Annotated in this window: 9 protein-coding genes; all 9 read right to left on the bottom strand. The window is 66.9% G+C overall.

Annotation, left to right across the window (positions count from 1 at the left end):
- Positions 1-45: 45 nt before the first annotated feature.
- The 9 genes from OSB52_RS01550 to OSB52_RS01590 all read right to left on the bottom strand — a co-directional run bounded on the left by OSB52_RS01550 (position 46) and on the right by OSB52_RS01590 (position 12,744).
- Complete coding sequence (locus OSB52_RS01550) at positions 46-1,542, bottom strand: cell division protein PerM (RefSeq protein ID WP_235724736.1); 1,497 nt, start codon at positions 1,540-1,542, stop codon at positions 46-48.
- Between the two features lie 180 nt (positions 1,543-1,722).
- Complete coding sequence (locus OSB52_RS01555; RefSeq protein WP_266059804.1) at positions 1,723-2,805, bottom strand: RodZ family helix-turn-helix domain-containing protein; 1,083 nt, start codon at positions 2,803-2,805, stop codon at positions 1,723-1,725.
- Between the two features lie 99 nt (positions 2,806-2,904).
- The gene (locus OSB52_RS01560; protein ID WP_372512291.1) at positions 2,905-4,848 is read right to left on the bottom strand and encodes an acetoacetate--CoA ligase; all 1,944 of its coding nucleotides are present in this window, start codon (positions 4,846-4,848) and stop codon (positions 2,905-2,907) included.
- Positions 4,849-4,880: 32 nt separating this feature from the next.
- Positions 4,881-6,536, bottom strand: a complete 1,656-nt coding sequence (locus tag OSB52_RS01565; RefSeq protein ID WP_266059807.1) for an AMP-binding protein — start codon at positions 6,534-6,536, stop codon at positions 4,881-4,883.
- 32 nt (positions 6,537-6,568) lie between these two features.
- Positions 6,569-7,432: an HpcH/HpaI aldolase/citrate lyase family protein gene (locus tag OSB52_RS01570; protein WP_266059808.1), complete on the bottom strand. Its 864-nt coding sequence runs from the start codon at positions 7,430-7,432 to the stop codon at positions 6,569-6,571.
- 2 nt (positions 7,433-7,434) lie between these two features.
- On the bottom strand, positions 7,435-7,935 hold the full coding sequence (locus OSB52_RS01575) for a MaoC family dehydratase (RefSeq protein ID WP_235724740.1): 501 nt from the start codon (positions 7,933-7,935) through the stop codon (positions 7,435-7,437).
- Positions 7,932-9,077 carry an acyl-CoA dehydrogenase family protein gene (locus tag OSB52_RS01580; RefSeq protein WP_266059809.1) on the bottom strand — a complete coding sequence of 382 codons (1,146 nt, stop codon included), beginning with the start codon at positions 9,075-9,077 and terminating at the stop codon, positions 7,932-7,934. Before OSB52_RS01580 ends, OSB52_RS01575 begins: the two co-directional genes overlap by 4 nt.
- Complete coding sequence (locus tag OSB52_RS01585) at positions 9,077-11,125, bottom strand: acetyl/propionyl/methylcrotonyl-CoA carboxylase subunit alpha (RefSeq protein ID WP_266059811.1); 2,049 nt, start codon at positions 11,123-11,125, stop codon at positions 9,077-9,079. Before OSB52_RS01585 ends, OSB52_RS01580 begins: the two co-directional genes overlap by 1 nt.
- A gap of 5 nt (positions 11,126-11,130) precedes the next feature.
- The gene (locus OSB52_RS01590; protein ID WP_266059812.1) at positions 11,131-12,744 is read right to left on the bottom strand and encodes a carboxyl transferase domain-containing protein; all 1,614 of its coding nucleotides are present in this window, start codon (positions 12,742-12,744) and stop codon (positions 11,131-11,133) included.
- Positions 12,745-12,896: the final 152 nt, after the last annotated feature.

The raw sequence follows: 12,896 nt of genomic DNA on the forward strand, positions 1-12,896 counted from the left end.
TCGACGCCGATCCGCTGGTCGCCGGGGTTCGCCGCGCGAACGAACTCAGCGAGAGTCGGCCGAGTACTCGTCGGCGAAGTGGGCGTCGGACTCGGAGTCGGCAACCCGATCGCCGCCGACCATGTCATCAGCGGCGTGGTCATCGTCGAAGTACTCATCATCGTCGGCGCCGGAGATCTCATCGGTTCCGACATCGGCGACCTCGAGATCATCGAACCCGAAGTCATCGGAAAAGTACCCGTCGGTGAGGTACTCGTCGGTGAGGTACTCATCATCCGTCAGGTATTCGTCGTCGTAGCCGCCGTCCGGGTCGACGTCGAACTCGTCCATCCCGCCCAACGCGGCCGATCGGCGGGCCTGCCGCGTCGCCGGCAACGCCGCATGGATCACGCCGACCACGAGTCCGACCACCACGAACCAGCCCAGAGTGAACACGCCGGCGGTCGGCACCGTGACCCCGGCCATGCCGAACTCACCGAGTTCACCGCCGGCGAGAGTGCACATGACGACCATCGCGGTTGCCGCCACCGCTCCGGCCAGCGCCACCGAACGCAGATTGGCCATCGGATCGAGGTCGCGACAGCGCAACCCCACCACCACGGCGATCGATGCCGGGACCACGAATCCGAGGACACCCAGGGTGCCGACACCTGCCTCGGGCAATGCCCCGAGCAGTGGCAGTGGTGGGACGGGACCGCCCTGCACATCGACGAGGTCGATGGATGCCGTACCCAAGTGCACATCGGCGCCGACCAACACTGCCGCGGCGCCGACGATCACGTTGGGCAGATACAGCAGCGACAACACGGCCAGTCCAAGGTATCCGTCGAAATCGTTGCCGCCGGCGATGAGGTCGCCCACGGTCTGCCACCGCATCACGAGTCGGACCACCACCACCGCTGCTGCCGCGGTGAGCAGCGCGCACACCCCGGCCGCGCCGTACCGTATCCCCCGCCGCACCGAGGGCGGAACGGCGAGGCGTTCGTAGATGTCGGTGCGATATCGCCAGCCGATGCCGGCCAGCGCAGCACCCCCATGGATGCCGAGGGTGGCGCCGAAGGCGACGAGCGCCGGTGGACTCTGTACCGGCAGCACCGACGTCCCGTCCATGACCACCGCCAACGACAACGCGGTCACGAGCAGCGGTCCACCGATGGCCGAGAACACGATGGCGATCAGTTCGCTCGGTGGACGATGTGGACCGGAGGCCGAACCGGCCATCCGCACGGTGCCCGCGGCGACCAGGAGCGTCGGCAACAAGGGCAGTACGCCGATCGTGACCCCGCTGATGGTCACCGGCACCTGGTGAATCGCCAGCCACATGCTGCCGACGGCGGGACCCAGACCTTCCAGTCCGCTACCTGCGAAGAGCAGCACGGTGAGGGTGACCACCGCGATGGTCAGCATGGTGACCACCGGTACCGCGAACGCCACCACGACGAGCTGACGTGCGGAGCCTTCGCTCACCGCACGCTGCGCACGGTTGTGTTGTCGCATCTGTCGAAGACGCGACGCAAGGCTGTCGGCAGTCGGTGAGGGCATCGGCTACGAGCGTGACACGGCACCGGCCGTGCGCCGAGCTGACGCGCCGCAAGGACCTCAGAAAGCGACAGACGCCTCAGCCGTCGCAGGTCTCGCCGACCCTGTTCGGGCTATCGAAACGACCCGATGCCCCACCGGTGAGGCCGGGGCATCGGGTCATATACGAGCTGACGCTGTCTGTCAGCGGCCGCCGTGCTGTTCGGGGCGGCTGATCTTGGTCGTCGCGTCCGACCCCTCGGCGGCCTGCGGGTAGCCGGCCGACGATCCACCAGCATCGGCGGCTCCTGCGGTGGGTTGGTAAGGGTTGGTCTCCGACGAGGTCCCGGACCCGGGGGTGGGCGTCGACGGGCTCTGCGTGTAGGCCGACGGATCGTAGGTCGGCTGGGCCACTGAGCTCGCGGTGGCCGACGTGCCATACGCAGTGGCCTGGGCATCACCGAAGGCTGTCGTCTGCGGCGCCGGCGTCGGCGTGGCGCCCGTGGGCTGCGCCGCCACCCCGGCGGCGTCCGCGGTGACGTCGTCCGACGCCACCTTCAGGGTCCCGACGACGACGAGCAGCCAGAACAACGCGAGTCCCGCGGTGATGATGCTCAGTGTCAGCTGGGCGTAGTCGACACCCGAGTTGGTGATGATGCCGGCGCCCTGAGAGGACGTGTAGATGACGTCGTAGATCTGCGTGATTGCCGTCGCCACGGCCGCGGCGGCCACCACTGGGGCCACGACCTTGGCCTGGATCTTCGGCAGCAGTGTCAGCAGCGCCAGCATCGCGATGAACACCAGGTAAGGCAGGTAGGAACCGCGGTTCCAGAAACTGACCAACGCGTCGACGGCGGCGACCGCACCGATGGCGATGGCCAGCAGCTGGCCGATGTTGCCCGGCAGGCCCTGTCCGGCCGGCTTCGGCGCGGTGTATCCGTGCTGGCCGTAACCCTGGGGATAGTGCTGGCCGTAGCCCTGCTGGGGATACTGCTGGGTCTGGCCCGCGTACTGCTGGCCGTATCCGGCTTGTCCTTGACCGTAGCCGGGCTGGCCATATCCCTGCCCGTAGCTCTGCCGGCCCGCCCCGGGCTGGCCGTACCCCTGCTGGCCGTACCCCTGCTGAACGGAACCCGGCTGCGACTGACCAGCTTGCTGACCATATCCGGGAGCGCCGCTCGGCTGACCTTCGGCCGCTCCCTGGCCGTAGTAGCCCGGATATCCCTGCTGCCCGTATCCCGGCTGCTGGCCGTGCTGGCCGTACCCGCCGCCTTGCTGGTAGGTCATCGCATCTCCTGCTCGGTCGTCTTCGCCCCCGCGGTGAGCGCGTGTCGCGCCCCACGGTAGTACATGCCCGGGTCGCGGCCTGGTGGCGTGCGCACCCGCTCACCACCGATGAGTTCGACCCTGTTCGGCATACCAGTCGATGAGGCCGTAGTCGTCCACCGACTTCGGATCGATGGCGACCTCGGCGCGGCCGGCGAGGATGCCGGTGACCGGAACCTCGAGCTTCTTGCCGGTGCGCGTGTGTGGGATACCCGGCGCCTCGATCACCTCGTCGGGGACGTGGCGGGGCGACAACCGCGATCGCACCTCGGATGCGATGCGTCCGCGCAGCGCGTCGTCGAGGGTCGCGCCCGGCACCAGGGTGACGAACAACGGCATCCAATATTTTCCGTCCGGCCCGTCGACCCCGAGTACAAAGGCCTCCGCGATCTCCTCGATGCCCTCGACCACCTCGTAGATGTCGGCCGACCCCATCCGGATGCCGTGGCGGTTCAGGGTGGCGTCGCTGCGACCGTGGATGACCAGCGAGCCGCGGTCGGTGACGGTGACCCAATCGCCGTGACGCCACACCGGACGGTCGGCGGGAGAGTCCCACTCGTGCTCGAAATACGCGCGGCGATACCGCGCCCCGTCCGGATCGTCCCAGAACCGGACCGGCATGGACGGCATCGGTGCGGTGACCACCATCTCCCCCACCTCCCCGACCAACGGCGTGCGGTCGGGAGCCCAACTCTGCAGTGCCACGCCGAGGTAGCGGACCGACAGTTCACCCGCGACCACCGGAACCCCGGTGGAGCCGCCGGCGAAAGCACTGACGACATCGGTGCCGCCGCTGATCGAGGAGATTGGCATGCCTGCCTTGACGTTCTCCTCCACCCAGGTGAACAGGTCGGCGGCCAAGGTCGATCCGGTGCTCCCCAAGATGCGCAACGGCGCGAGATCGTGCTCTTTGCCAGGAACCAAACCCGCCTTGCGGGAGGCCTGCAGCTGCCCCGGGCTGGTGCCGAAGTAGGTGACGCCTTCGGATTCGACGAGCTGCCACAGCCGGTCGGCATCGGGATACAGCGCCGAGCCGGAGTAACAGACGATGCGCGATCCGCACAGCAGTCCGGCGACCTGGAAGTTCCACATCATCCAGCTCAGCGCGGTCTGCCAGAAGAAGACATCGTGTTCGCCCAGATCACCGTGCAGTCCGGCCGCTTTGAGATGCTCGACGACGACCCCGCCGTGCCCGTGCACGATTCCCTTGGGCTTGCCGGTGGTACCGGAACTGAACAGCACCCACAACGGGTGGTCGAACGCCACGGGTTCCGGCTGGAGTCCGGAGCCGTCGGCAGGGCGCGCCGCGTCGAAAGGGATCTGTTCGACGCCGCCTCGCGATGCACTCGTCGAGTCACCGACCACGATGTGCGCCACCAGGTCCGGCAGCAGCCGCGCCAAGGCGTCGCTGTCGGCGACCTTGTCCACGTCCTTGCCGTTGTAGCGGTAGCCGGTCGCACTGACCAGCACCTTGGGTCGCAATTGGGCCAGCCGTCCGGCCGCCCCCTCCGGTGCGTAGTCCTGGCCACATCCCGACCAGATGGCACCCACGTATGCCGCACCGAGGAAGGCGACGACCGCCTCCGGGATATCCGGCAGGTATGCCGCGACCACGTCACCGCGTCCCACACCGAGATCGGTCAGAGTCCGCGCGAACCCGGCGGTGGCATCTGCCAATTCGGACCAGGTGAGCTCGCTGCGTCGCCCATTCTCATCCAGTCCGACGACTGCCGCACCGGGCAGTCCGCGATGCCGCAGCACAGCTGATACATAGTTCAGCTTCACATGCGGAAACCATTGCGAACCAGGCATTGCTGCGTCCGCGAGGACGTCGTCGTCGGTTGCCACCGACGGCGAATCGCCGGCGATGGCCCCGAGATCGTAGAAGTCCCACACCGCCCGCCAGAACGCGGCCGGTTCGTCGACCGACCACTGCCACAACGATGCATAGCCTTCGATCGCCCGATCGGTACGTGAAGTGATGAATCGGGTGAATGCGTCGATCTGGGTCTGGCCGGGCCGCGAGTCCACCGCGGTCACCGACGTCGCTCCGCTACCGATCCGATGCCCAAGATCTCGACGGCTTCCGCACGCATCTCGACCTTGCGCACCTTGCCCGTGACCGTCATCGGGAACTCCTTGACCACATGGACATAGCGCGGGATCTTGTGCCGCGCGATCTTGCCGTCGGCGAACGCACGCAGATCGTCGGCGGTGAAATCTGTTGCCTCGTCACGGAGCCGCACCCACGCCATCAGTTCTTCGCCGTACTTGTCGTCGGGCACACCGATCACCTGGGCATCGAGGATGTCCGGGTGGGTGTAGAGGAATTCCTCGATCTCGCGCGGGTAGATGTTCTCGCCGCCGCGGATCACCATGTCCTTGATCCGTCCGGTGATGCGCACGTAGCCGTTGTCGTCCATCACCGCCAGGTCGCCGGTGTGCATCCACCCCTCCTCATCGAGGGCTTCTGCTGTCTTCTCGGGCTCGTTCCAGTATCCCGTCATCACCGAGTAACCTTTGGTGCAGAACTCGCCGGTCTCACCCCGCTCCACCGTGTCGCCGGTCACCGGGTCGATCACCTTGATCTCCAGGTGCGGTCCCACCCGACCGACGGTACCGACCCGCAGTTCCAGCGGGTCGTCCACACGGGTCTGGGTGGATACCGGCGACGTCTCGGTCATGCCGTAGCAGATCGACACCTCACGCATGTGCATCCGCTCGACGACCTGACGCATCGTGTGCTCGGGACATGGCGATCCGGCCATGATGCCCGTCCGCAGGCTTGACAGATCGAATCGGTGGTCATCGCCGAGTTCGTCGAGCAGCGCGAGCTCGGCGATGAACATCGTGGGCACCCCGTACAGACTGGTGCACCGATACTGCGACACCGCCGCCAGGGTGGCCTGCGGGTCGAAGGCAGGCGCCGGGATCACCATGGCCGCACCATGACTGGTGGCCGCCAGGTTGCCCATCACCATGCCGAAGCAGTGGTAGAAGGGCACCGGGAGGCAGATGCGGTCGGCGTCGGTGTAGTCGAGCAGTTCACCGACCAGATAGCCGTTGTTGCCGATGTTGCGGTGCGTGAGCGTCGCCCCTTTGGGGAAACCCGTTGTACCCGAGGTGTATTGAATGTTGATGGGATCGTCGGGGCCGAGAGACCCGGCGATGTCGGAGAGCCGACCCATCTCGGCGGCAGTGGGTTCGGCGAGGAGTTCGGCCCACTGTGGCGACTCGAAGAGCACCACCTCGCGCACGTCCGGACACCGTGGGCGGGCCTCGGCGAGCATCGACGCGTACGCGGAATCCTTGAACCGCTCTGCGGCGAAGACCACTGAGGTACCCGACTGGGTCAACGCGTACTCGATTTCGTTCTGCCGATAGGCCGGGTTCAGGTTGACCAGGACGGCGCCGATCTCTGCCGCCGCGTACTGGGTCAGCACCCATTCGGCCCGATTGGGTGACCACAGTCCCACCCGGTCGCCGGGATTCACCCCGAGCCGCAGCATCCCTGCGGCGAGGGCATGCACATCGCGGTGGAACTGCGTGTATGTCCACTGCCGTGACGTCGCGGCGTCGACGAGTGCCAGGTTGTCGCCGTACGACTCGACCGTGCGGGCCAGGGTTGCGCCGATTGTCTCCGTGAGCAGGTCGGGGACGCTCTCCCCGTGAGAGTAGGCCGGTTGCGCCATGATGTGCTCCGATTCAGGGTTGTCGCCGCCCGTCAGGCGGAATGTTCCGGGAGGTCGCCAGAAGCTCCGGCCCGGGTCAGCACGGCCTCGGCCTGGCGCAGCACCGGGCCGTCGATCATCTGACCGTCGAGGGTGAACACGCCACCGGCGTGCTCGGTCGAGCCGTCCACCACACGTCGTGCCCAGAGGACCTCGTCGTCGGAGGGCCGGTAGCCCGCGCGGATGTGCTCGACCTGCGACGGATGTATGCATGCCGTTGCCGTGTAGCCGAGGGCGACGGCATCGCGGACCTCCGCGACGAGACCGGACACGTCGTCGATGTCGAGGTGGACGGAGTCGACCGCGAACTTCTGGTGCGCAGCCGCCGCGATGCGCACGGTGGACCGGACCCAGCGCGCGACGTCGCGGTACTGGCCGGCTCGCTCCTCCCCCGGCCCGAACCGACTCGATTTGCCACCGAGCCCGGCCACCAGATCCTCGGCACCCCACATCAGTCCGATGCAATTGACCGCCGCAGCGATCTCATTGACCCTTGTCGCGCCCAGCGGCGTCTCGATGAGCGCCACCGTCTGCAGGGCGGTGTCGATGATGGAGTCGACGTCCTCGGCTTTTGCCTGCATCACCACGCGGTAGTTGGTGTCCAACACCGCAGTCAGATCGCGGCGATAGTCGCCGGTCCCGGCCGGGTTGATCCGAACGATCGTGCGGTCGGGGTCGATCGGGTTGGCCACCAGGGCTTCGCGGGCGGCGACACGACGTTCCGGCGCGACCGCGTCCTCCAGGTCGAGGATCACCACGTCAGCGCGGTCGAGGGCTTTCTGATATCGCTCCGGACGGTCGGCCGGGCAGAAGAGCATTGCCGGTCCGGGTGGTGTCCAGGCGTTCGCGAATTGCATCATCACTCCGTTGGCTGTCGTCGCACCAGCGTGGCCCTTGCGGCGCGCGCAACGACCTCGCCGTGCTGATTGCGTCCGATGTGGGTCAAGTTCACCACGCCCTCACCCGGCCTTGACCTGGATTCCCGTTTACCGGTGCATTCGGTCTCGGCGTACAGTGTGTCGCCGGCGAACAACGGGGCCGGGAAGGCGACCTCACTGAACCCGAGATTGGCCACCAGGGTCCCCTGCGTCAGTTGCGACACCGACAGCCCGACGATGGTCGAGAGCGTGAACATCGAGTTGATCAACCGCTGCCCACCGAAGCCCGGTTGCTCCGCCGACCATGCAGCATCGAGATGCAGGGCCTGGGTGTTCATCGTCAGCGTGGTGAACAGCACGTTGTCGGCTTCGGTCACCGTGCGTCCGGGACGGTGTTCGTAGACGGTACCCTCGGCGAACTCCTCGAACCACAGGCCGCGCTGGATCACGCGGACGCGTTCGGCCGCATCCTGCTCGGTCATGCGAATCCCAACTGCCGCGCGATGAGCATGAGCTGCACCTCGGTGGTGCCCTCCCCGATCTCGAGGATCTTGGAGTCGCGGTAGTGCCGGGCGACGGGGTACTCGTTCATGAAGCCGTAGCCGCCGTGGATCTGCGTCGCCATCCGAGCGTTGTCCATCGCGGCCTCACTGGAGATCATCTTGGCGATGGCCGCCTCCTTCTTGAACGGCTTGCCCGCCAGCATCTTCGCGGCGGCATCGTAGTAGGCGGTGCGGGCCACGTGGGCGCGCGCCTCCATCCGGGCGATGGCGAACGACACCGACTGGTAGTTGCCGATCGGTTTACCGAAGGACTGTCTTTCCTTGGCGTACTTGACGCTTTCGTCGACGCAGCCCTGCGCTGCACCGGTGGCCAGCGCGGCGATCGCGATTCGCCCCTCGTCGAGGATGGACAAGAAGTTGGCGTATCCACGGCCACGTTCGCCGAGCAGGTTCTCGGCCGGAACCCGCGCATCGGCGAAGGTCAGCGGATGGGTGTCGGAGGCATTCCACCCGACTTTGTTGTAGGCGGGTTCGGCGGTGAAGCCCGGGGTGTCCGACGGCACGACGATCGTCGAGATCTCCTTGTGCCCGTTGTCTCTTGTCCCGGTCACCGCGGTGACGGTCACCAGAGAGGTGATGTCGGTACCGGAGTTGGTGATGAACTGTTTGGCACCGTTGATGATCCAGCTGTCGCCGTCGCGCCGTGCGGTGGTCGCGGTGGCACCGGCATCTGACCCGGCACCGGGTTCGGTGAGGCCGAACCCGGCCAGCGCGGCGCCGGAGGTCAGGTCCGGCAGCCACTTCTGCTTCTGCTCTTCGGTGCCGAACTTGTAGATCGGCATGGCGCCGAGGCCGACCCCGGCTTCGAGGGTGATCGCCACCGACTGGTCGACCTTGCCGAGTTCCTCGAGCGCAAGCGCAAGCGCGAAGTAATCGCCGCCCATGCCGCCATACTCCTCGGGAAACGGCAGACCGAACAGTCCCATCTTGCCCATCTGGGACACGACCTCATACGGGAAGCTGTGTTCTTCATCGTGTTTCGCCGCCACCGGCGCCACCACCGACTGCGCGAAGTCGCGCACCGTGTGGATCAGGTCGATGTGGTCCTGGTTGAGTTCCATCAGTTCTCCTTCTGTACGTCTGCGAGCGTCTGGCCGGCAGCGACCTTGTCGCCGACGCGGACCGAGACGGCCACCACACCGTCGATCGGGGCGGTCAAGGTGTGTTCCATCTTCATCGCCTCCACGACGACGACCGGATTTCCGGTTGCGACGACGTCGCCCGCCGTCGCCGGTACCGCGACCACGGTGCCGGGCATCGGACTCAGGATCTCCCCGGCATTGTCGTCGGCCGCCTCGTCGAGCAACGCACGTGCGGGTTCGAGCTGCCAGGTGCCGTGCGGGCCCGACACCCACCACGTGCCGGCGATCTGCACCTTCGACCAGGACTGGCTGACCCCGTCGACGATGAGCCGCCGAGTGCCATCACCGTCGGTGCCGCCGCGGCGAATGCGGCGATACTCGATATCGGCGCGCCACGGGCCGCGGTCGGCATCCTCGTAGGTGACCTCGGCCCGACCGGACACACCGTCCTCGGTCGCCGTGCTCACCGCGATGGCAACGGTGAAATGCTGCGCACCCCAGGTCAGTCGGGTGGTCACCGGTGCCACGTCGCCGAGTCGCCAGCCCACCGCCGACTGCCATACGTCTGCGCGGTCGCGGGGTCCGATGCGGGCGACGGCCGCCAGCACGAGCGCCTCTGGTTCGGGCTCGGCCACCGCGTAGTCGACGACGAGCCGGTCGAGCAGTTCGGTGTCGAGGTCGGCGTTGCGGACCTCGGGTCGGGCGAGGACGAACCGACAGAAGTCGACATTGGTGACCACACCCAGCACCCGGGTGTGTGCAAGCGCCTGATCCAGCCTTTCCAGGGCCTCTTCCCGGTCGCCGCCATGGGCGATGACCTTGGCCAACATCGGGTCATAATCACTGCCGACAATCAGCCCTTCAGCCATCGCCGAATCGACGCGGATACCGCCGCCGGGTGCGGTATCGGGCTGGACCAGGCGGGCGATCGTGCCGCCGGTGGGTAGGAAGCCGTTGGCAGCGTCCTCGGCGTACACGCGTGCCTCGACTGCGTGACCGGTCAGGGTGATGTCGTCCTGGGCCAGGCCCAGCACCTCACCGCGCGCGACGCGAATCTGCTGTTCGACGAGGTCGACGCCGGTGACGAGTTCGGTGACGGGGTGCTCGACCTGCAGGCGGGTGTTCATCTCCATGAAGAAGAACTGGTCGGGGTGGTGGGCGGAGACGATGAACTCGACGGTGCCGGCACCGGAGTAGCCGACGCTGCGGGCGGCGTCGCAGGCCGCCTCACCGATCCGCGCGCGGGTCTGCGCATCGAGCAGCGCCGAGGGCGCCTCCTCGATCACCTTCTGATGGCGGCGCTGCAAAGAGCATTCGCGTTCGCCGAGGTGGATGACGTTGCCGTGGTCGTCGGCAAGGATCTGTACCTCGATGTGACGGGGCGTATCCACGAAGTGTTCGAGGAACAGGCTGTCGTCGCCGAACGCGGAGCCCGCTTCGCGACGCGCGCGTTGCAGCGCCGCGGGCAGGTCTGCGGCGTTCTCGACCCGATGCATGCCTTTACCGCCGCCGCCGGCACTCGGCTTGATCAGCACCGGGAATCCGATGTCGGGTGCGGCGGTGATCAGGTCGTCATCGGACAGGCCGGGTCGCGACAGTCCCGGCACCACCGGGACATCGCGCTCGGTGACCGCGGCGCGCGCGGTGATCTTGTCGCCCATCGTCGCGATCGCCTCGGCCGGAGGTCCGATGAAAATGATCCCGGCGTCGTCGAGGACGGCCGCGAATTTCTGGTTCTCCGAAAGGAATCCGTACCCGGGATGCACCGCGTCGGCACCGGTGTCGAGCGCGGCACGCACCACCGCGTCGATGTCGAGGTAGCTCTGTGTGGCGGCGGCGGGGCCCACCCGCACGGCGACGTCGGCCTCTCGGACATGGCGGGCGTCGGCATCGGCGTCGGAGTAGATGGCGATGCTGCGGATACCCATGCGCCGCAGGGTGTCGATGACACGGCAGGCGATCTCGCCACGGTTGGCGATCAGCACACTGCGGATGGGGCGGGCGATGGTGGGGCTGGTCTGGTTCATGGTCATCACATCCGGAAGACGCCGTAGCGGGGTTCGGTCAGCGGTGCGTATCTGCATGTCTCCAAGGCGAGTCCGAGGAGTGTGCGGGTCTGCGCGGGATCGATGATGCCGTCATCCCACAGCCGCGCGGTGGAGTAGTAGGCATCGGACTGGTGCTCGAACTGCTCTCGGATCGGCGCCTTGAAGGCTTCCTCGTCGTCGGCCGGCCAGTCGTCACCGGAACGTTCGATCTGGTTGCGACGCACCGTGGCCAGGGTGTCGGCGGCCTGCGGTCCGCCCATCACCGAGATCCGGGCGTTGGGCCACATCCAGAGGTAGCGCGGCGAATAGGCGCGCCCACACATCGAGTAGTTGCCGGCGCCGAACGATCCACCCACCATGACCGTCAGTTTGGGTACGCGTGCGCATGCAACGGCGTTGACCATCTTGGCGCCGTTCTTGGCGATGCCGCCTTCTTCGTAGGCGCGGCCGACCATGAAGCCGGTGATGTTCTGCAGGAATATCAGCGGGATGCGTCGCTGGTCGCACAGTTCGATGAAATGCGCACCCTTGAGCGCGGATTCGCTGAACAACACGCCGTTGTTGCCGATGAAGCCCACCGGATGGCCGTGTACGTGTGCGAAGGCGGTGACCAAAGTGGTGCCGTAGTTGGCCTTGAACTCGGTGTATTCTCCACCGTCGCTGATGATCTCGATGACCTCGCGGACATCGTACGGGGTGCGCGAATCGGTGGGTACCACGTCGTATAGGTCAGTCTGCGGCCGCAACGGTTCCCGGACGGGAACCGTCTCCCACTGATGTTGCTCGCGCGGCCCCAGCGTGGCGACGATCTCACGCACCTTGGCCAGTGCCTGTTCGTCGTTGTCGACGAGGTGGTCGGTGACGCCGGAGACCGACGAGTGCATGGCACCGCCGCCGAGCTCCTCGGCGGTGACGTCCTCACCGGTCGCGGCCTTCACCAGCGGCGGACCGGCCAGGAAGATGGTGCCCTGATTCCGCACGATCACGGTCTCGTCGCTCATCGCGGGCACGTAGGCGCCACCGGCGGTCGACGAGCCGAGCACGGCGGCGATCTGCGGGATGCCCGCGGCACTCATCGTGGCCTGGTTGTAGAAGATGCGGCCGAAGTGTTCGCGGTCGGGGAACACCTCGTCCTGCTGTAGCAACATTGCTCCGCCGGAGTCGACGAGGTAGATGCAGGGCAGCCGGTTCGCGGCCGCGATCTCCTGGGCGCGCAGATGCTTCTTGACCGTCATCGGGTAGTAGGTGCCGCCGGAGACGGTCGCGTCGTTGGCCACGATCATGCATTCGCGGCCGGCCACCCGCCCGACACCCGCAACGACACCGGCCGACGGCACCCGGCCGTCATACATGTCGTGGGCGGCCAGCGGCGCCACCTCGAGGAAGGGAGAACCGACGTCGAGGAGTCGATCCACACGGTCGCGGGGTAGCAGTTTTCCGCGGGAGATGTGACGCTCCCGGGCCTTGTCGCCGCCGCCGCGACGCGCCATCGCGAGGTGGTCGCGCAGCGTCTCGACATTCGCCAGGTGCGCAGCCCGTGGGCCGGGCGCGTTGCCCTCGACTCCGGGAGCCTCGGCGTTGAACGTGCTGGTCACCATCGACCTTTCAGTTAGCCGTCATTAACTGAATGCATCGTACGACACAACAGGTCGCCTTGTCACGCACTGATCGAGCCGCCATCACATTGTCGCAGCCAACGTGACGTGGCTCACGACTATTGCGTACTGTGAAGGCAGGCCCACCACCCCTC

It is taken from the genome of Gordonia aquimaris (genome assembly GCF_026262595.1).
In the GTDB taxonomy this organism is placed as follows: domain Bacteria; phylum Actinomycetota; class Actinomycetes; order Mycobacteriales; family Mycobacteriaceae; genus Gordonia; species Gordonia tangerina.